Raw genomic sequence first — 20,028 nt, 5'->3', positions numbered from 1 at the left:
ATCCAGCATTGTAGAACTTTTTTAGATAGTAAAGCGGTTTATTACCTCTCCTTGAAACGGATCGAAATTAAATTCTGGTCGAGTATCTCCTTTATACAATATTAATATTCTGTCTATTTTTGTAGCTTTACCCTGTGTTTTACCCCAAATTCTTGTTACTTTATCACTATCAGGAAGGTGGTCTTCTACGATTCCAAGCAAATTCATATTGGTTCTATCTCTCAATTCTTCCCAAACGTGTTGAGCCAGCTTTAGTGGCTCCTTCCCAGGCTTTGCAACATCACCAATAACAAAACATGCAACTCCTGAGTCTTCTAGGACACTTTCACACTGATTAATTATCTCTCCCATAAAATCGACATAACCAGATAGAGTATGCTTATCATCTAATTTGAGATTCTTATCGATTAACTTAATATCCTCACCAAGTACCCATAAACGAATCCAGTTAAATGTTCCGTAATTAACAACTTGTAAATATGGTGGAGAAGTAAAGACCATTTTAATTCTCTGTTCTGATATATATTCATTGTTAATCTGGGAGAAGGTTCTAGCATTAGCTAAATATGCATCTCCTTGATTTACCGGTATGTTATTTTTGTAAAGTCTTCTCACTTTAGTTATTAGTTGATCAAATACATCAACTTTCGGTTTGCTTAATCCATGCTTTTGAATGTAGTTCTTCACATAGTTTGGCGACATCGAAAATGTATTCGGCATACTGATAGATAAGTAGCTTGTTTCGCCATTCTTCTTATGTTTCCCGTGCATAATTCCCATTAGTGCAGCCAATATGAATCTGTCTACATCACTTATATCATTTTTCCAATTAGCAAACATATTTTTGATGAATACAAGTTGAGGTAGAGTGGTTTCTTCATGAAACAACATTGTTATTTGCTCTGGTACATCGCTGATATCGGGCCTAACATACATTATCTTCAATTGTTCAATTCTGTTAATTACCTCTTCAAGTGATGGTGCATTTAATTTTGCACTTGTTAATAAATATGCTAAGGGATTAAGGTCTGTCCCGATACCAATTCTCCCAGAGTTACAAGCCTCTAATGGAGCTGTTCCTCTCCCTGAAAATGGGTCCAGAACTACATCCCCTTCATTTGTGAACTGCTCTATAAAATATCTAGGCATACCTGGTGGAAACATAGCTAAATACGAACACATTGAGTGAAAGCTGTGTCCCCATCTTTTAGGGATTAATCTCCATGTTGGTACTATTTGTTCAGGGGGATGTCCTTCCCCACGCACCATATATACAGTCATTTTCAAACCTCACCTCATCACTTTAGATTATCTGTTAGCAATTTCATTATCAATATATTTTTTCAGAAAGAAATAATCTCTTCCAACAATTATTCCTCTTAGTTTTCCTTTTTGTACCTGTCTAATTACCGTGGTATGGGATTTATTGATTTTTTTAGCTACTTGCATTGATGAGTAATAGTACTCATCTATAGTGCGCTCCAGATCAAATTCAACTTCGTGCATCTCTAACAATTTTTCCAATTCAGTTCGCAATAGTTGTCCTTCATAAGCTTGAAGATAATTTCCATTTTTTGCAGCCTGCTTGATAACTTCATTGTAGTGATTAATTCTTTTATTAATTATTTCCTTCAAAATGGGCACAACCTTAACGATACGATGTTTAAAATGCATTTTCTTCCTATATTATAGCAAAAACAGATTAATTTTGCAATTTAGAATGCACTTCTAGTAACTAAAAAACTGTAATTCCTTTTATTACAAAGGCTGTTACAGTCCCAGTATTACTAGCTATTTACCTTACTCATTATTCTTTCCGTCCATCTGTCTAAGCTCTGTGGTTTGATATGCTTTACCTTCTTAAAGTGAAGCTCAATACATTGGTCAAATGCATCTCTGTCCCAATGCCCGCCCTTTTCTACTAAGCTCTTCAGTAGGTTTTGTATGTAGTTTTCTATACGCGGCGGTTTTAATGGTTTTATAGATGAAAAAAGCAGTGTAGAAATCGACCAATCATCAGGTCTGGCAATCTCTAAAATATATGTGGGTAATCTCCCTTCGGATTCGATGCACACAATTGCACAAGTACGCCTATTTCCATCGGGACAAATAGAAAATCTCTTTCCCAAGGGTAATTGCACAACACCCATTGATATTCTGATCTGCGGGAACTCTTTCTGCATGTAATGAATTAACTTGAAGAACGACTCTAGCCCCAATCCATGAAAAATCGGAACAGCAAGAAGAGTGTCAAACTCTATTGGTGATGTATCCCCACCGTACATTGAATCATGTGTACTAACCTCTTTTCGTCCGTGTTCGTTACGTCCACCCCTACCTTGAGAATACTTGGTGCTGGGCTCTATTCCTATTTCTTGCAAAGCTACTCGATTAATTTTCATGTCTGGCATGTGTTGATAGCCATGCAATGTAGCCATGAGTTCTAATACATCCTGATGGCTATTTATTTTTGAAGATTCGCTGTTGTCATTTAAAATGAATCCCTTCTCCTCCGATATTTGGGTTACTATGCGGCTTTTTTGAGGGCGTTCAATTTCAACATTTCTCTTCAATAACGGATGGGAATAAACAATTTTATTAAAACGGACGTCGAATCCTGTAACGCCGATAAACTCCATAACTAAAATGCTTTTTCCTGCTTGAATTCCTCGAAATGTTATCTGACTTTTACCTACAATTGGGAATACAGTTTCTAAAGGAATATTTCTAGTTCGGTTATTTGCAAAAGAATTCTCAGACTGCCCTATAGTCCCTTTTACTAAGTTGGTATATGTAGAATCCCAAACTGTTCTTGCGAATTTATTGAAATAGAGCCATACCAAATGAAGGACATTTTTTTCGTTTATTAGGCTTTTTGGAAACTCTTTGCTTAAATAGATGTGTAATTCACTGTCGAAAATTCTAATCTGATCAATAATGAGCTCCAATCCATTAGGTTGGAGTAATTGATGAGCAAGAGTTCTTGAGGTAGCTAACATACTTCTAATGATCTCAACACACGGAATGTAGTAGTCATATTCACCTACACTCCGTTTCCACACCTTTTGAGTCCCTAGCTCCTGATTACGATAAAGAAAGTAAAGCTCTGGTGGCATATCAAAACTGGAACAAATCTGCCCTTGCTCCGCATTAGGAATCTCTACTGAACTAATTGTTCCCTTTTTCGTAGATATGGCTAGACCGTCTATGTATTTCTGACCTAGACGTAAAGCAGGTAGGATTCCCCATGAGAAATGTAAAATCTTAATCTCATTGGTTTTTCGTTTAAATGCTACGGGTAACATCCAATTCCCATTTACATCTCGATACGGTGAACAAAACCAATAAAGCTCTACCACTTCAGCCTTTGGAAATTTCCATGGTCTAAGTTTTAAAGACGACATATATCCACTCCTTACATCTGAAGCGTCTGATCTAATTCACTTATTAGTTGGGGAGAAAGATCATTTTTTAATCCAGCAAGTCGTAAGATTTTCCATCGCTCAACTATATCATTCTCCTGAACTAGTTGCTGAGTAGCCCATCTTAATCGTCTAATCTGATATTTTTCAATAGTCTCTATGACGCTCTCTAGATACATCTTTGTCTCTGGCATTTTTTTCAGGTGCTTCTCGAGTAAACCTAACTTACCAATTTTTTTGCCAATCCTACTTACTGTGATTTGCACAGGCTTACTCTCATTCAACAACTCATTTACACAGTGGAAAACAAGTCCTAAAACCTCTTGATCTCTAAAAGCCCAGTCTACGCGTTTGTTTACGGGTCGAGACCTTAATGTTATTGGTGAATGTGCATTTAGCCATTGTTTATCATGACGGTACAACCATGTAAAGGCAGATTGGTCTTTTTTTCTGAGTGCTGTTTTTGATATGGTGGGGTATTCCTGCAACAATTTTGACCACTGTTTACGGTAGTGTTCACGTCTATTATCTCTATTATTAGACTTGATCTGCTTTTCGAACCTATGATTTTTCAGCCATTTAGGTGATAGTCCCAGCAAGATGGCATACTTTTTCACGGTATTAGCATCCGCACCCAATTGACGAGCTGTTTCACGCAAGCTTAAGTTTTCATTTCTTACTAGTTTTCTTAGCTTTGCTTCCCATACGGGTCCAAACACTTTAATTCGACCAATTTTCTTTTGATCATCTTTTGTTTGATCTGGTCCTCTTCTGGAATAGATAAAACCGCATGAACACGCAAAAGTGGCCACAGGTTTCTTTGTATCTGTACATCGAGTGATTTCTATCTTGTTAACTACTCGATTGAGATAATGATCTGCTGCTTTATTTAGGCACAGCCAAGGCGATACCCCAAACGGCTGATAGGCAGTTGATTGGAAAGAGGTACTTTCACTAAAAAAGATATTCAGAGACCCAGCTAAAAATTGAATCATTAATACATGGTGTACAGGATGGAATACTTTACGGTGTTTTCGAACAATAGACTGGAGCCAGTTATTAGCTTCCTCGTAACGAGCGGTTGCGTATACTTTTTCTAGCAAGGCGTTCCCATAGTAGCTATTAAAATACTCATGAAGCATTGTTTGGTTTACAAACCCATTAGGTGAAACGAATCCTTTCTTCCTAAGTAAAGCTACATATCTATCTCGAAACCACGATGAGGGATAGCTGGTTATCCCATTATCTAGAACGCGCTTCAGATCATCTGCAAGTACATTTATCTTCTCGTTCTGACTGGGAACAGCATCACAAAATGGCGAGTTTTCACGACTTGCATAAATAAACTCGTGCCTATTTCTCTCGGATAGCAATACCTTACTGCTAACTAAAAGAACATGGTGGGTAGGACATACTAATACACCAGGTATCTGATGAACTCGGTGCCAGTACATCTCACCGCGCTGAGACCAGTCTTCCTTCGAACACGTTGGGCAGTATCTCAAGTATTTAGGAGTTGCGACGGAACTAGCCATGATACCTATTCTTGTATGAATGCTGCCACCAAAATTCCCTTTCATGGATTCATAAATTAATTGTGCTCGTTCTTTCGGAAGAAATGCCGTGTAGTAAGAATACAAAGTATGGTTAATAATTAACTCATCTGCTGTGTACGTTGCATTAGCTGGCAAGTTACTAACTAGTGTTGATAAACGGGAAGGTAAATCGACTACAGCTGTCAGTTTCGTAGAATAAAATAACTCTTGCAGTGTTACCTTGGGACTCAAATTACCAGACCTCATATGATATCTAGCTAATACGCTATATAGCAGCTCATCTGGATATGGATGCGGAAAAAATCCTAGCATGAGTCTCCTTTCTAAAACTTAAATTTGTGGATGGGTGATTGAATAAACCCTTTTTCCTTCAATGCTTCGTAACCTGACTGCTTGTTTATTTTTCCGTTCGATACAATGAGGCGCAAATCATCTGGTTCCATCTCTAATGAATTCATCTTTCTTTTCTGGCGTTGTTTTTTCTTCGCTTCAACTACTGGATTCTGCTCCACTGAAAGTATAATTCGCATGGCTTCTTTCAAAGCTTCAGCCTTTGTAACTCCATCTCCAAGCTTACTTAATACCTGATCAGCAGCATTTTTTGCGACAACTGGATCTATGTCTAGCTTTATTAATTCCAAAACAACTAGTTCCAGTAAATTGCCTTCAGAAGCGTGTCGTTTATTGGCTTCACTTTTACGCTGAATCCTGATCTTTTCTTGGGAAGGGAGTTGTGATAAGTATTTGTCCTTGTATTCTTCAATATCTATTGGGCGTATGTCTTCATATGCAGCTATCTTTTTGGGGTCTCCTGATTTGAGAGCATCTAGCATGGGCCGTACGAGTTTTAAGCTTTCTTTGCCAACCTGTCGGATGAGCGTTGCGTTTACCATCTCTTTCCCCGTGCTAATAGCTGACATTTGTGCGAGCATGTATAGTTTCACAGCAATATCAATGATGCCCTGGCTCTCCTCGTGGAGTACATCCTTGATTTCTTGTGTCAGAGGTATCTCCTTTTTGGTCCATTGATACTCCCACATACCTTCAATGAGAACTTCCCACTCCTCATCGTTCATCATCATGTTCCAAACCATGTCTCCTCGCCCACTTCCACGACGAGCTTGACGAAATTCACTCTGCAAAATAGATACGGCTTTCATTGTTCCGACTAAGATTACCGGGATTCCAATTGTATTTACTAGCGTAACAAAGAAATTAAGCATTTTGTCCGAGCCCCCGCCTTTGGCTAAGCTCAAATGCTGAATTTCATCAATAATAAGTGCACCGATACTATGCAGGTTGGCCACTTGTGCCATTCTAGGTAGCATGGAGTCAATCGAACTAGATTTCGATCCAAACTTTTTGTGATAATTGGTACCAAGTAAGGAATCTACTTTTATGAAAAAGTCTATACACAATCCCTTCAAGGAGCCATCAAATGGGCAATCTAGTTTAAGCCATGTTATTTGATGTATGTTTAACGGTGATTCATGAACGATGACTTGGGGATATAGAGACAAAATCCGTTCAATCGCTGTCGTCTTTCCAATACCGGAAATACCTATCATCGTAAATCCAGAAGCAGTAGTACGGAAATCATTCTTATACTGGGAGATATCTGATTTTTTAATGCATTCATAGATATCCTGTAATTGTATAGCATACTCCCTTTGATGTGGATTCCTTGACATGTAACCTTGTCTAAGAAGTATAGAAAACCTTCTCTCCAGTTCGAGATGCTGCGGTAATGGCTGAAAATAGCGAAACAGTCTTTGTATACAGTGAAATCGATAATGTGCCTCTAGTTGTCGCTCTCTTGAATCATAATCTGGGTAAAAACATAACTGATCCATTACTTCCTCTAAGGAAAAAATAGGGGGGAGCGCCTCAATAAGCGGATTATCTCGATACTCCAGTAAGGGTTGCTCTGTATATTGAGCCATAACAGCATATCCAATCTTTTGTCGTGACATACTATTTATTTCTACCATTCAATCGCTCCTTTTGCTTTTGACGTAGTAACTCAATGCTACTCTTCTTATTGTCGCTAAATTCCTCAATTTCTTTAACATAGAGAACTTCAGCAGGAGTACCCTCGTCATTCTTCCTACCAAGATCGAATGATTCTATTTGTCGAATACTTTCACGTTCTATCATACGGTTCTTCCGAATATTTCCTACTCTTTGGGCATTACTAACTTCTTCTTTATAATGACTGGACAGCTTTTCAGCTTCTATCACGATATGTTCTATATCACTCATGAGGTCAACAGTGTCTTGCAGTTGTTTTTTGGTTTGTTGTTTTTGCTCAATCCCCTCGTGCTCTAATAGATACATAATTTCATCTAGCGTTTTGCTATAATATCGTTCTTGCGTCTCCAAGAGTTGACACTTGTCGTAATCACGGCCACCATTGTGCCGAATGTAGATAAAACTCATATCTCTTGGGTCATATGAAATCTCTACCTTCCAACTTGCTTTTCTTGCTCGTTCAAACCAGTACTCTTTTAATGCACGATCACAACTATAGTACATCTGCTTATACTTAATACCTCTATAAGTAACCGTAGCTTGGTCTGCAGGTAATAAATTCAGTTTTACAATGTCTTCTGGGAAAGAACGTAATTTGCCTGAGCGATTTGCTACACCCCAATTCCACAATTCAATGGGAATAGCTGTTACGTTGTCCTCAATCATCATTTCATCTCTGCTATAGTCCTTTAAAAGATGTTTATTATTGTGATAAATGACACACTTGACGATAATCTGAGTGAACTGAAACAAATCTAACCTGGCATCTAGTCGATAATCTTTTCCGCCACGTTGCCTGAAATCTATGTCAATGAATCCTGGTAAGAAGGGCTTCACTTTTAAGTTGATTGTTCGGAAGTACTGCTCAACTATTCCTTTCCAATCGGCACGGTAAGGAGCCGTATTTTCGATCCGTACATGTAGAGCATTACTTAAAGTCTCTACCATTCTTCCTTCCAACTCTCCACGATCTCCTAGGATTACTTCTGGTAAATGAGCAGAGGGCCACTCTTCTTTTGTTATAGCAATTCCGTATTCTTTACAAAATTTCACTTTGTCTGAAGCCGCGTTGGTCAATGCCATCATTGCACCTAGCCATGAGGGGCCCTCTAAACCAACATAGACTCCAGTAACTAATCTGCTAAAAACATCAATTACAGCATAAATAACAGGTCTTCCAATAATCCAGTTTCTGTTATATCGAGAAACTAAATAAATGTCTCCAATTGTCGCATCAATTTGATAACGTGATCCGGGTCCGATTACTTCTGCTGTAGATGAACCCAAAACTGGTCTAAGGTCTTTTTCAAATTTGTTCCTTCCTTTTCTAGCAAGTAAGGTTTGTTTGATGTTGTGCTCCTTCTCATACCAGTATTTGAATTGTGTTAAAGTCGGAATCTCTTCCTCTGGAACAAGGATTGCCTTTTTCACTCCGTTATCAAAGCGATAGTCCTCCGCAAAGAATTCCTTAATCATCATGAGATAGGCAGTACTCAATGGCAGCTCTTGTTCGTTTAGATAATATTTAGCTACAGCTGTTCTAAATATCTGTTTAATTTCATCAGTTACATTTACGCCTGTACCGACTGCATAGACATTCTTTCTGGGTCTACCACGTTTTTTATCACCGCTTGTCTTTTCTTTCCCTTTGCCACCAGAGCGATCATAATCAGGAAGTAACGCATTCTTATTCAATCCACGTTGCCAAAACTTCCGAAGATATTTATATACCGTCATCTTTGTAGTTCCTGACCTATTCATTGCTTTTTGAATCAATAATCCACGTTTTTCTCGTACATAGATGGCTGGTTCATTTTCTTTGGCAACTATTTCAGAAATAATATTCCATGCCTTATCTCTAATTTGTAAGCTTTTTCCGTTCATTTCTGTTTCATTAATAAAAGTAATCCACGGATCGTCTTGATGTTTCCTAACATGGTCTTGATGCAACTCAGAAACTAACTCTTTTACTTTTCTGGTTCGTGGAAGCGCATTAGCGTCGTAAATATCAATGGTATAGGCAATTACACTCCCCTCGTCTATCCAAAGAATTCTTTCAAATGTTTCCGTACCGTCATTACCTATAAAACAGATTAAATCATTCACGACAATACTCATGATGATCGTAACCCCTTTTTTGTGAATCTATCTGTAGTAAGCTTTATATCACTAACTGGCATACGAGTTGTTAATTTACTATGTATATCGACGACTATCACTTTACGAGCTATTAAATGTTTTACAAGCGATAAAAAAGTACCGCTTTCAACTGCATATTCTCTATCTAGCTCCTCCACCAATGATTGCAGTGATCCTGTCTCTTTTTGCAAACGAATTTGGAGATAGGTGAGTAATTCATTCAACTCAGAATTAGCTATATCTTCATAGCCATCTAGCCAGTATGAACTGTATATCCATTCGATGTTAGAAACGATTTGGCTAGGAATATCTTTATCAGTAACAATCTGAAAATCTATTTCATTGTCAGTCCAATAAGTTTTTTCTATCTCCAGTTTTTCAATTGTTCTGATCTTATCTAGTTCGGAATATGGCTTAATTGCAATAGCGAGGTATTCTAGTTTACCGTTTATCTTAGTAGTTAGTAGAAAGTCTGTGGTGAATACAATAGGGGTTTGTGTCTGTTGATCTATGGGGTGCTTAATTTGTCTCTTATCTGCAATAGATACTGTTGCCTCACGATCTAAGGGGAACTGTTCTCGTATATCTACAACATCATCTGTCCATTCCATAAGGAAAAAGTATTTACGTTCTAAATCAGACATAAAATGATGGATCCTATCCGTTTTCCAACCCGGAGTGCGTGTTACTCGTCCTTTTGAAGGGACGTCTTGAATCGTTAGCCAAGGCTTATACTTGTTTCCTTCTCCTTGACCTCGTCCTTCTTTAAGATACCTAACGATTTTCTCTTCGGTCCAACCGGTTTGGCGTTTTGACATAAACATCTCCTCAATTAGATTTTTTTCTGCATAAAATCTCCTTTTGTTCATGAAAAATAAAGTTTTAGACTGGCCTTATAAATTTAACGGTGATTCCTGCCGACCCCCCCCGGATATAATCTGCCTTTTTATTTTCACGGAACTATACGAGTAGCGCTGACACGCTCTTATTTGTCTAGCCCCATAGACTTACGATTCCATTGATAGATCATTTCCAGTTCCGCATCCAATCCTTTATAAATATGATCGTCTAAAGGGGTATTTGTCCCATTTCTTACCTTCTCTTCATACTCTTCACGTGCTTTTTTTTCTAATTCTCTTTTCATCTTTAATAACTCCTCTTCTTCACGTTTCTTTCGCCTCTCATCAAGCATTTTATAGTAATTTCGCCGAACTTTTTCGTCGTTACCACATACGATTTCATAATATTCCTTCAATTTACCTCGTTTTTCAATGTAGTCAATTTTCTTCATGTTCTTGTAATTTTGGTTATAGTCAAATAGAAGGCTGCTGAAGATGTCAAAAAAAATGTTGTAGTAGAGCATGTGAGCATCTGGGAAATCACGTTTGTTTTTCGCTGCTTTTTTGCGAACCTTTTCCTCAATAACAGATCGAAGTGTCTTATTGTCACTAGCCAATTCTCCATCACTTCCCTCTCTAAAATGGAATAATGTACATCCTTATAAACTGATCTTTCCAAGCAACTTTTTCTTCCAATTCATACCCCTGGTAAATAAAAACCTCCATTTCGGGTATTAATACAAACTTACCCAAAAATGGAGGTTCAGTATACATGTTTTTTACAAAGTATAGAACTTTTTCACTCAGTATACGACTTTATTATCTAGTATACATCTTTTTTATTTATAAACACTCGGAACAAATTCTTCTTTAACTTACCTATCTCTTACTCAACCGTAACACTCTTCGCAAGATTGCGAGGCTTATCAACATCCAAGCCACGAGCTACAGAAGCGTAGTAAGCGAGTAATTGCAATGGGATGACGGTTAGTACTGGTGTGAGGAATGGGAGTGTAGCTGGCACTTTAATTACCTGATCTACGGTTTTAGCCAAATCCTCGTCACCTTCGAGAGCGAAGCCGAGTACGTGTGCGCCACGTGCTTTCACTTCGACGATGTTGCTTACCATTTTTTCATAAATATCCGGCTGCGTAGCAAGTGCGATTACAGGTACGTTGTCTTCGATCAGAGCCAGTGTACCGTGTTTCAATTCGCCTGCTGCATACGCTTCGGAATGAATGTAGGAGATTTCTTTTAACTTCAGTGATCCTTCGAGCGAAACAGCGTAATCAAGGCTGCGTCCGATGAAGAACAGGCTGGTTACTTCCTTGATGCTGTTTGCGAAATCACGGATGGCTTCCGGTTGTTCCAGGATGGCGCTGATCTTATCTGGCAATTGAACCAGACCTTCTACGACCTCAGCAATTTGCTCAGCCGTTTGCGTGTTTTTCACTTGAGCGAAATAGAGAGCAAACAAGTACAGAGCAACTACCTGGCAAGTGTACGCTTTGGTAGAGGCAACTGCTACCTCTGGACCAGCCCATGTAAAGATGACTTCATCCGCTTCACGAGCAACAGAGCTTCCAACAACGTTGGTAACAGCAAGCACTGTTACACCAGACTTCTTCGCTTCACGCAAAGCAGCAAGTGTATCTGCTGTTTCACCTGATTGGCTGATTACGATCATCAAGGTTTTGTCTGTGTAAATCGGGTCACGGTAACGGAATTCGGATGCAACCGCCACTTCGACAGGAACACGAGTAATTTTCTCGATGACGTCCTTACCTACCAAACCAGCATGCATGGAAGTACCACACGCAACGATGTAGATTCGGTCATACGATGCGAGCTGTTCATCACTCATGTTCAGTTCAGAGAGAATGACGCGTTTGTTCTCTTCATCGATGCGGGAACGCAATGTATCACGTACCGCTTGTGGCTGTTCATGAATTTCCTTCAACATGAAGGAATCATATCCGCCTTTCTCTGCTTGGACCAGATCCCATTCTACCCGGAAGATTTCACGTTCGATCTTCTCACCAGTTGATGCATCCATCAATTCAACACCTTCACGAGTAAGAACGGCCATTTCCCCTTCATTCAAGATGTACACGTCACGTGTGTGATCAAGAATGGCTGGAATATCTGAACCAATATAGGCTTCCCCTTCACCCAAACCTACGATTAACGGGCTCGCCAAACGGACAGCCACCAATTTGTCAGGCTCATGTTCAGTCATGATTCCGAGCGCATAAGCGCCTCTCATTTTTTGAATAGCCTTTCGAACAGTAGAAACCAGGTCACCATCGTACAAATCAGCAAGTAAATGAGCGATTACTTCGGTATCCGTCTCAGAAGTAAATGAATAGCCTTTTGCCAACAATTCTTCCTTGATTGGAATGAAGTTCTCGATAATGCCGTTGTGTACGACAGCAAACTTCGTCTTTTCATCTGTATGTGGATGTGAATTCTCATCAGAAGGTTTTCCGTGTGTCGCCCAGCGAGTATGCCCAATTCCGATCTGGCCTTTGAGTGGAGCACTGTCCAAGATTCCCTCAAGTACCGCTAAACGACCTTTTGCTTTCTCAAGAGAGATTCCTTCTCCCGTATAAACAGCTACGCCTGCTGAATCATACCCGCGGTACTCCAGCTTACGCAAGCCTCCTACGATAATCTCTTGAGCATTTTTCTCTCCAATATATCCTACGATTCCGCACATGTGTGGTATCCCCTTTCAAATCGGCAGGGACACAACCCATATAGTATTGTCATACGGGGTGCGCCCCCGCCATCCATTGCTGTATTTTTAAAAGATGTAGTATATTCAGGATTTTGTCCAAGAAGTCACCTTCCTGCTTTGGCCCTGAATTTTCGGTAGTACATCTGCTACCGGGAGGCATCCGCCGAAATGCTCGATACTCCTCCACCTCGTCTACTGTGCTCCATGTCGGGCAGACACAGTACTGGCGCTTTTAGTTAAACTTATGAGATGCTGCCCCATCTATGCTGTCAACTTCTCTCCATCCATCACCCCTTTCAACAAAAGAATTTTTGGCACAACAACTACTTTACCACAGGAATTTCCACGCAACAATCTTTTCTTTAATTTACCTATTACTATGCAAAAGGGAGCGGCATCGTACCACTCCCTCACACATTCCAACCTTTATACTAATTCTCGCTTCACGACATCAACAATGCTTTGTACCACTTGCTCCAATTGTACTTCGTCCGGTCCTTCTGCCATGACCCGAACAATTGGCTCTGTGCCTGATGGACGAACGAGTACACGGCCATTCCCGGCAAGTTCTTGCTCAGCCAAAGCAATGGCTGCTTCAATCTTTTCGTTGCCTTTGAGCTTTGTCTTGTCTGCTACAGGTACATTGATGAGAAGCTGCGGATATTTTTTCATGATCTGTTTCAATTCAGAGAGAGGCCTGCCCGCTTCTTTAACCAGATTCAACAGTTGCAAGCCTGTTAGCAATCCATCTCCTGTGGTGTTGTAATCGAGGAAGATGATATGACCAGATTGCTCTCCACCGAGGTTATACCCTCCACGGATCATCTCTTCCACTACGTAGCGATCCCCAACGGCTGTTTTGGTTGTGTTGATGCTTTGTTCTTCCATCGCTTTGAAGAATCCCATATTCGCCATAACTGTCGTTACTACGGTATTGTTATTCAATTTACCCTTAGCTTTGAGGGCTCTGGCACAGATCGCCATCATGAAGTCACCATCGATAATTTCGCCATTGTCGTCAACGGCAATACAACGGTCTGCATCCCCATCAAAGGATAATCCGAGGTCAGCTTTGTGTTTCAGCACTTCCTCCTGAAGCTTCTCTGGATGAGTGGATCCACATTGCTCATTGATGTTGACCCCGTTCGGACTGGCTCCGATGGTTATCACATCTGCTTCCACGTCAGCAAACAAACGGGCAGCCAATGAAGAGACCGCGCCATTCGCACAGTCCAGAACAATTTTCATACCTTCAAAACGCTCAGTAACGGTACTCTTGAGATGAGACAGATATTTCTGTCCTCCCTCCAGGTAATCGAGTACAGAACCGATTTTATCTCCTGTCGGGCGAGGTAGTGTATCTTCTTCCGCAACTAATAGCTGCTCAATTTCACCTTCAACCTCATCAGAAAGTTTGAAGCCGTCATTGCCAAAAAATTTAATCCCGTTATCAGGAAAAGGATTGTGTGACGCTGAAATCATTACTCCACAATCTGCTCCTAGTGCACGAGTCAAATAGGATACGCCAGAAGTAGCGATAACACCCAAACGCACCACTTCTGCGCCCACTGACAACATCCCTGCGATCAGTGCGCTCTCCAGCATTTGACCAGAAATACGAGTATCTCGTCCGATGACTACTTTTGGTTTGCCATCCTGTTTATGTCTGGTTAATACGTAGCCCCCTACTCGCCCAACTTTGAAAGCAAGTTCAGGTGTCAATTCTAAGTTAGCAACACCACGTACACCATCTGTTCCGAAATACTTCCCCATTCTTGTCCCTCTTTTCCTCATTCTACACATCAGTAGCCTATGCTAGTTATTGTTTATTCGTGATTTCTACTGTAACTTGTTTCGGTGCTGTTGGAGCTGTTGTTAGGTAATTTGGTAGATTGTAGATGAGCGGAACCTCATGAACCCCTACTGGCAAGCTACTTACATCTGCCAATACCTGAATATCCTTCGGCGTTAAGCCCTGTAAATTTTGCGGAGCCCCGATTACATCAAAATCAAGCGTGGTCAGCTCGTTACCCTCCGAAGTCAAAACCTTTGCTTGTGATTCCTCGGACAAACCGGTTACACGAAGCGGAACACCCTGCACTCTTTTTGTTTCAGAAGGTACCACGTTTAGTGAAATTTTGAGATACTCCGGTTCCACCTTCACAATCTGATCAATGACATCCATCTTCAATTCGAGCAAACGATCAGATGTAATATCCTTCAGATCTATGACAGGGCTCGGATACGTACTGACACCTGTCAAAGCCTCTTGTGGGCCGTATACTTTCACTTCTTCTGGTATCACCTTAACACTAGCCAAACTATAGCCATCCGGCAAGTTATTCGTCAAGTTCAATTTAACTGGTACGATGACAAACGGACTTGTCACCGGAACGTTTACTTCTACCGTAAGCGGGTTAACTTCTGCTCGCTGAATCACATTCCCCCATTTATCCACGACTTTTAACGGAACGGTTGTATTGATTGGTGAAGTGGCTCCATCCAGATTCACGGAGGCTTTGACCAAAGCGACATTATTAACCTGACTCTCCGGTACCCTCACATGCACACGAAACGGCTTCACTACAGGCTCACCAGCCGTATAACCTGGAGCAACTTGTCCCAATAACTCAACCTGTACTTGTTTTTCTACGTTTTGTTTCTCTTCCAGCGTGATCTCGACAAAACCAGGGATAATCCCTACTTTTGCCTCTTCAGGAAAACCTCGATGCTGAACTGGCAATCGGTGTGTTCCTTTGGCCTTCCCTCTTGCATCTACGAATACCTCGTACTGATCCGGTGATACAAAGTTATATCGGAAAAACGGATTACTGCTTTCCAATGCAATTTTTACCGGTTTCGGATCCTTCACCAATTCATATCGAGTTTTATCATATTGAACAGTAACCTTGGCACCATCGATAAACGTAGGCTGGCTTACTTCTGTAGATGTACCGGTGTCTGGCTCTAGATTCACTACCATAAACATGAGACACGCAAGCAATAGTGCAATTCCTCTGGCAAACCAATGACTGTTGATCCACTTATCCATGATTACGCCTCCATAGCCAACGATTTCCCATGGCGCTTTTCGACGGTGGACTTAATTGCTCCAAAAGTAGCTCAGACAATTGTTCTTCTGTCAAATTTCTCGTAACATGTCCATTTACTGCCATTGATACTGTGCCTGTTTCCTCTGAAACGACAATGGATATCCCGTCCGAAACTTCACTCATCCCAATGGCTGCACGGTGACGAGTTCCCAACTCTTTGGAGATCGAAGGGTTTTCGGATAAAGGCAAGTAACAACCCGCAGCAAGAATGGAATCTTTCCGAATGATAACAGCCCCATCATGTAATGGAGTATTCGGGATAAAAATATTAATCAAAAGCTCAGAAGAGACCTTGCCCTCTATTGGAATTCCGGTTTCCACATAATCATTTAACCCGGTATCACGTTCAATCACCAATAATGCACCGATACGACGCTTGGCCATATAGGTGACAGACTTCCCCACTTCTTGCACCGTCTTTTGCATAAAGTTATCTGTCTGGGACTGCGACCTTGAAAACAGCTTGCCTCTCCCCAATTGTTCCAAGGCACGGCGAAGCTCTGGTTGAAAAATAATGACTAGTGCAAGGACCCCGAAGGTAAATGCTTGTGACATTAACCAATGGAGTGTTTTCAGTTCAAAGTATTTGCTGAGTAACCAGGTCACGACGATAACAAGTATCCCTTTTAATAGCTGTACCGCCCTTGTTCCCCTTACCAGCATTATCAATTTATATATGACGTACGTCACGAGCAGGATATCTATCCCGTAACGCAACAAATCCCCATAATCCGTAATTCGCATACGAAGCCCCCACATTCTAGCTTCTTGCCACTAATAGCCAGCTACTATTATTTCTTCTATTTGCTGAAAAAAGCACGGCTTTTGGGCCGCGCCTCTCTAACCTCTATTTTCTCCTATGGTGACAAAGGAAGCAAGTCATTTCCGATATTTTTCAATTCATACCAAATCCAATCAACAATCGCTTCAATGGATTCGGTATCTCCAGCAATCTGTGCGGTAGAAGCGGTTACGACTTTGCCGTCAATCGCCACCACATCTCCTTTTACTTCTCCGAACACTTCAATATTTCCATTCTCAACGATCAAATCACCGTCCACAACAGTCCCGGATGGCACGACAACCATGTTTCGTTGGTGATCAATTGTCAGCTTATCCAGACTGTCTGAAGAAACCTGTAGTGTATTATCCCGATCAACCCAAGAGGTAACTACACTTCCAGCCATTAAAAGGAGAAAAACTGCTGCAGCCGTTAAGAAAGGGTGATTTCGCAACCAACTGGAAAAACGGATTCCTGTACTCGGTGCAGGTAGCTGTGCCATTACTTTTTCTGTAAAATCAAGCGGAGCGTGAACATGGGAAGCACTCTGAACCAGTGCAATCACTTTTTGCATTTCCATTAGATATCGGCGACACTCTCCACAACTAGCAAGATGCGCCTGTAAGGTTTGGTTGGTCAGTTCGTCAATATCTCCATCCAAATAGGCATGCACATTTCTAAGCTGTTCTGTACACTTCATGTATTTAATGGCCTCCTTTCTACATAAATCGCAGCTTTCCACGAAGAGCTTCACGCCCGCGGTGTATTCTCGTTTTAATGGTCGTTACCGGTAATTTAAGAACATCGCTGATCTCTTGTAATGACAAATCTTCAATATAACGTAATATCATGATGGAACGGTACTTGGGAGCTAACTCGGACAATGCATCTTGAACTGTTTCTTGTACTTCCTTGGTCACTATCTTTTCTTCTGGACTCTTCTCCTTTGATGATAAGCGGGAATGCCAGTCAAGGCCAGTGGAACCATCTGCCTCCTCATCCAACGAGAAATCAGGCTTCTTTTTTCGACCTCTATCTATACAAAGGTTGGTTGCTATTCGATAAATCCAAGTTGAAAATTTATAACTACTATCATACATATGCAAATTGGCATAAACTCGGAGAAAAGTTTCTTGCGCAATATCCTCCGCTTCTTGGCGGTTTCCCACCATTCGATAAGCCAATTGAAAAATTTTATCCTTATATATCTCGATTAATTCAGCAAAAGCGTCACGTTCTCCCCGCTTTGCTCGCTCAACTAACCTCTTCTCTACAAATTCCATGCCATCCTCCCCGGCATTGTCTCCCTATTCTTTACGAAACAATCCCTATTACGGTTTCGTTTTTTCACTATTTTTTTCTTCGATCCAAAATTTCTCACTTACGTAAAGCAAAAAGGAAAATAATGGTCTAAATTTCTAGTTTCATTATATAGTAATAGTGGGTAAAAAACTTACAATAATTTCTACAAAAGGAGAGTGGTTACTGGTGTGCAAAGATACTGTTTTGAGTCAAATAGAAGATCTTCGCTGGGAACTCAACACCATGTACAAGCTTCACTCTGCTTTCACCCCTGAGTTAATCGAGTTAAGCACAAGGCTTGATCAGTTGTTGAATAAATTATATGTGAAAACTAACTAATTTTATCAGTAAATTGAAACCTAAATGATGGCTTTTTGATACATGTAGAAAAGAGAGGGATAGCCCTCTCTTTTTTTTGATCATTATATCATTATAGAAGCTTATCTCCAAAAGCTGAACTCATTAAAGCAACAGCAACTTTCGCAGTTACATTCTGGCGATCAAGAATCGGATTTACTTCCACGAATTCAGCAGAGGTCAAAACATCAGCTTCAGCCAAGATCTCCATTGCCAAATGTCCTTCTCGGTACGAAATACCTCCAATTACCGGAGTGCCAACACCCGGTGCATCATGTGGGTCCAAACCATCCAAATCAAGGCTGAGGTGAACGCCATCCGTATTCTTGGAAACATGGGCAATTGCTTCTTCCATTACTCGAGCCATTCCTATGCGATCGATCTCATGCATGGTATATACTTTGATTCCTTTGTTTTTAATGAGCTGACGCTCTCCCGGATCTAAATCCCTCGCTCCAATAACCACTACGTTCTCCGGTTTTACTTTTGGTGCGAATCCACCTATATTCACCAAGCGGGAGTCACCCAATCCAAGGCTGGCAGCCAAAGGCATGCCATGAATATTACCAGATGGGGATGTTTCTCCTGTGTTCAAGTCGCCATGAGCATCGAACCAGATTACACCAAGATTCTTTTTATGTTTGGCAACACCAGCAATCGTCCCAATGGCAATACTGTGATCGCCTCCAAGCACGAGCGGGAAACGCCCGTCCTCCACCTCTTTGCTAACTGCATGTGCTAAAAGGAGATTGGCTTCAATTACTTCCTCCAAGTATTTGTGATTATCTGTTTCGGTAAAAGTATGGGGACGAGCAACTTGTATGTCGCCAATATCTTTAATTGAATATCCCATACCTTCCAGTCTGCTAACTACTCCTGCGTAACGAATGGCGCTTGGCCCCATATCTACTCCGCGTCGGTCTGCTCCAAGGTCCATTGGTACGCCAATAATTGAGATCTGTTTGTTCACAAATGTTTCCCCTTTCTCTATTGCAACTACTCTTATTGTAGCCTTTGAAACAGAAATGACTCAACTCGACACTTTTTTGTATAGTTATTAGCTAACCATTCCCGTTTTTCAAGAATATTGAATAGGAGAAATACAAAATAAAAAAACGAGCAATCCGATTGGACTACTCGTTACTCGTAAAAATTATGGAGCGGGTGATGGGAATCGAACCCACGCGACCAGCTTGGAAGGCTGGAGTTCTACCATTGAACTACACCCGCAAAAAAGATGGTCGGGAAGACAGGATTCGAACCTGCGACCCCTTGGTCCCAAGCCAAGTACTCTACCAAGCTGAGCTACTTCCCGATTTGTTGAAACGTTTGTTTTAATTGTTCCAGAGCCCCCGCAAAGTACTCGGAATAAGCTGTGAAGCTTTTGCTTCACTTTGTGGGGTATGTTTTTATGGCGTGCCCTGAGAGATTCGAACTCCCGACCTTTTGATTCGTAGTCAAACGCTCTATCCAGCTGAGCTAAGGGCACAAATAAAAATGGAGCGGACGAAGGGTCTCGAACCCTCGACCTTCGCCTTGGCAAGGCGACGCTCTACCAATTGAGCTACGTCCGCATATAGTTATGTTCTGATGCCCCAAAAATAATCATTGTACGCTTAAAAGTCTAGCGTCACTTTTTGGAGTATAGAGATGAGCCATGAAGGACTCGAACCTTCGACCCTCTGATTAAAAGTCAGATGCTCTACCAACTGAGCTAATGGCTCTAAATAAAATGGCTGGGATACTAG

General features: G+C 40.9%; 16 protein-coding genes and 5 tRNA genes. 1 reads left to right on the top strand and 20 read right to left on the bottom strand.

Annotation, left to right across the window (positions count from 1 at the left end; genetic code table 11):
- Positions 1-21: 21 nt before the first annotated feature.
- The 14 genes from ACPW7N_RS06920 to sigW all read right to left on the bottom strand — a co-directional run bounded on the left by ACPW7N_RS06920 (position 22) and on the right by sigW (position 17,904).
- Entirely contained in the window at positions 22-1,281 is a 1,260-nt protein-coding gene (locus ACPW7N_RS06920; protein WP_425650303.1) for a DNA methyltransferase, read from the bottom strand.
- 27 nt (positions 1,282-1,308) lie between these two features.
- On the bottom strand, positions 1,309-1,635 hold the full coding sequence (locus tag ACPW7N_RS06915) for a hypothetical protein (protein ID WP_425650302.1): 327 nt from the start codon (positions 1,633-1,635) through the stop codon (positions 1,309-1,311).
- Positions 1,636-1,787: 152 nt separating this feature from the next.
- Complete coding sequence (locus ACPW7N_RS06910) at positions 1,788-3,404, bottom strand: Tn7-like element transposition protein TnsE (protein ID WP_425650301.1); 1,617 nt, start codon at positions 3,402-3,404, stop codon at positions 1,788-1,790.
- 11 nt (positions 3,405-3,415) lie between these two features.
- The gene (locus ACPW7N_RS06905) at positions 3,416-5,290 is read right to left on the bottom strand and encodes a TnsD family Tn7-like transposition protein (protein ID WP_425650300.1); all 1,875 of its coding nucleotides are present in this window, start codon (positions 5,288-5,290) and stop codon (positions 3,416-3,418) included.
- 11 nt (positions 5,291-5,301) lie between these two features.
- Positions 5,302-6,969 (bottom strand): ATP-binding protein, encoded by a 1,668-nt coding sequence (locus ACPW7N_RS06900; RefSeq protein ID WP_425650299.1) that lies wholly within the window; start codon positions 6,967-6,969, stop codon positions 5,302-5,304.
- A complete protein-coding gene (locus ACPW7N_RS06895; RefSeq protein WP_425650298.1) occupies positions 6,953-9,127 on the bottom strand; it encodes a Mu transposase C-terminal domain-containing protein in 2,175 nt (724 codons plus the stop codon). Before ACPW7N_RS06895 ends, ACPW7N_RS06900 begins: the two co-directional genes overlap by 17 nt.
- A complete protein-coding gene (locus ACPW7N_RS06890) occupies positions 9,124-9,966 on the bottom strand; it encodes a TnsA endonuclease C-terminal domain-containing protein (protein ID WP_425650297.1) in 843 nt (280 codons plus the stop codon). Before ACPW7N_RS06890 ends, ACPW7N_RS06895 begins: the two co-directional genes overlap by 4 nt.
- A gap of 167 nt (positions 9,967-10,133) precedes the next feature.
- Positions 10,134-10,604, bottom strand: coding sequence for a hypothetical protein (locus tag ACPW7N_RS06885; RefSeq protein ID WP_425650296.1), 471 nt, complete (start codon positions 10,602-10,604; stop codon positions 10,134-10,136).
- A 269-nt stretch (positions 10,605-10,873) separates the two neighbouring features.
- Entirely contained in the window at positions 10,874-12,706 is a 1,833-nt protein-coding gene (gene glmS / locus ACPW7N_RS06880) for a glutamine--fructose-6-phosphate transaminase (isomerizing) (protein ID WP_425650295.1), read from the bottom strand.
- Positions 12,707-13,153: 447 nt separating this feature from the next.
- A complete protein-coding gene (gene glmM, locus ACPW7N_RS06875; protein WP_425650294.1) occupies positions 13,154-14,500 on the bottom strand; it encodes a phosphoglucosamine mutase in 1,347 nt (448 codons plus the stop codon).
- Positions 14,501-14,546: 46 nt separating this feature from the next.
- Positions 14,547-15,779: a CdaR family protein gene (locus tag ACPW7N_RS06870; RefSeq protein WP_425650293.1), complete on the bottom strand. Its 1,233-nt coding sequence runs from the start codon at positions 15,777-15,779 to the stop codon at positions 14,547-14,549.
- Complete coding sequence (gene cdaA / locus ACPW7N_RS06865) at positions 15,772-16,584, bottom strand: diadenylate cyclase CdaA (RefSeq protein WP_425650292.1); 813 nt, start codon at positions 16,582-16,584, stop codon at positions 15,772-15,774. Before cdaA ends, ACPW7N_RS06870 begins: the two co-directional genes overlap by 8 nt.
- Positions 16,585-16,697: 113 nt before the next feature.
- Positions 16,698-17,321, bottom strand: a complete 624-nt coding sequence (locus ACPW7N_RS06860) for a zf-HC2 domain-containing protein (protein ID WP_425650291.1) — start codon at positions 17,319-17,321, stop codon at positions 16,698-16,700.
- Positions 17,322-17,340: 19 nt separating this feature from the next.
- Complete coding sequence (gene sigW, locus ACPW7N_RS06855; RefSeq protein ID WP_425650290.1) at positions 17,341-17,904, bottom strand: RNA polymerase sigma factor SigW; 564 nt, start codon at positions 17,902-17,904, stop codon at positions 17,341-17,343.
- A gap of 157 nt (positions 17,905-18,061) precedes the next feature.
- Between sigW and ACPW7N_RS06850 the strand changes: the two genes are divergently transcribed.
- Entirely contained in the window at positions 18,062-18,262 is a 201-nt protein-coding gene (locus tag ACPW7N_RS06850) for a Spo0E family sporulation regulatory protein-aspartic acid phosphatase (RefSeq protein WP_425650289.1), read from the top strand.
- 91 nt (positions 18,263-18,353) lie between these two features.
- Here ACPW7N_RS06850 and rocF read toward each other — a convergent pair whose 3' ends face one another.
- The 6 genes from rocF to ACPW7N_RS06820 all read right to left on the bottom strand — a co-directional run bounded on the left by rocF (position 18,354) and on the right by ACPW7N_RS06820 (position 20,004).
- Entirely contained in the window at positions 18,354-19,250 is an 897-nt protein-coding gene (rocF, locus tag ACPW7N_RS06845) for an arginase (RefSeq protein ID WP_425650288.1), read from the bottom strand.
- A gap of 186 nt (positions 19,251-19,436) precedes the next feature.
- Positions 19,437-19,510 (bottom strand) — tRNA-Gly (locus ACPW7N_RS06840).
- Positions 19,511-19,518: 8 nt separating this feature from the next.
- Positions 19,519-19,595, bottom strand: a tRNA-Pro gene (locus tag ACPW7N_RS06835).
- A gap of 97 nt (positions 19,596-19,692) precedes the next feature.
- Positions 19,693-19,769: transfer RNA gene (locus ACPW7N_RS06830), tRNA-Arg, on the bottom strand.
- Positions 19,770-19,778: 9 nt separating this feature from the next.
- Positions 19,779-19,854: transfer RNA gene (locus tag ACPW7N_RS06825), tRNA-Gly, on the bottom strand.
- A gap of 77 nt (positions 19,855-19,931) precedes the next feature.
- Positions 19,932-20,004 (bottom strand) — tRNA-Lys (locus ACPW7N_RS06820).
- Positions 20,005-20,028 lie beyond the last annotated feature (24 nt).

The organism is Brevibacillus nigriterrae (assembly GCF_049846925.1).
Taxonomy (GTDB): domain Bacteria; phylum Bacillota; class Bacilli; order Brevibacillales; family Brevibacillaceae; genus Brevibacillus_H.
Note: the sequence above shows the minus strand (reverse complement) of the source record. Positions and strands in the feature narration are given on the sequence as shown.

Coding starts and splice junctions, on each gene's coding strand:
- ACPW7N_RS06920 (WP_425650303.1), bottom strand. CDS start 1,281: ATGACTGTATATATGGTGCGTGGGGAAGGACATCCCCCTGAACAAATA.
- ACPW7N_RS06910 (WP_425650301.1), bottom strand. CDS start 3,404: ATGTCGTCTTTAAAACTTAGACCATGGAAATTTCCAAAGGCTGAAGTG.
- ACPW7N_RS06905 (WP_425650300.1), bottom strand. CDS start 5,290: ATGCTAGGATTTTTTCCGCATCCATATCCAGATGAGCTGCTATATAGC.
- ACPW7N_RS06900 (WP_425650299.1), bottom strand. CDS start 6,969: ATGGTAGAAATAAATAGTATGTCACGACAAAAGATTGGATATGCTGTT.
- ACPW7N_RS06895 (WP_425650298.1), bottom strand. CDS start 9,127: ATGAGTATTGTCGTGAATGATTTAATCTGTTTTATAGGTAATGACGGT.
- ACPW7N_RS06890 (WP_425650297.1), bottom strand. CDS start 9,966: ATGTCAAAACGCCAAACCGGTTGGACCGAAGAGAAAATCGTTAGGTAT.
- glmS (WP_425650295.1), bottom strand. CDS start 12,706: ATGTGCGGAATCGTAGGATATATTGGAGAGAAAAATGCTCAAGAGATT.
- glmM (WP_425650294.1), bottom strand. CDS start 14,500: ATGGGGAAGTATTTCGGAACAGATGGTGTACGTGGTGTTGCTAACTTA.
- ACPW7N_RS06870 (WP_425650293.1), bottom strand. CDS start 15,779: ATGGATAAGTGGATCAACAGTCATTGGTTTGCCAGAGGAATTGCACTA.
- cdaA (WP_425650292.1), bottom strand. CDS start 16,584: ATGCGAATTACGGATTATGGGGATTTGTTGCGTTACGGGATAGATATC.
- ACPW7N_RS06860 (WP_425650291.1), bottom strand. CDS start 17,321: ATGAAGTGTACAGAACAGCTTAGAAATGTGCATGCCTATTTGGATGGA.
- sigW (WP_425650290.1), bottom strand. CDS start 17,904: ATGGAATTTGTAGAGAAGAGGTTAGTTGAGCGAGCAAAGCGGGGAGAA.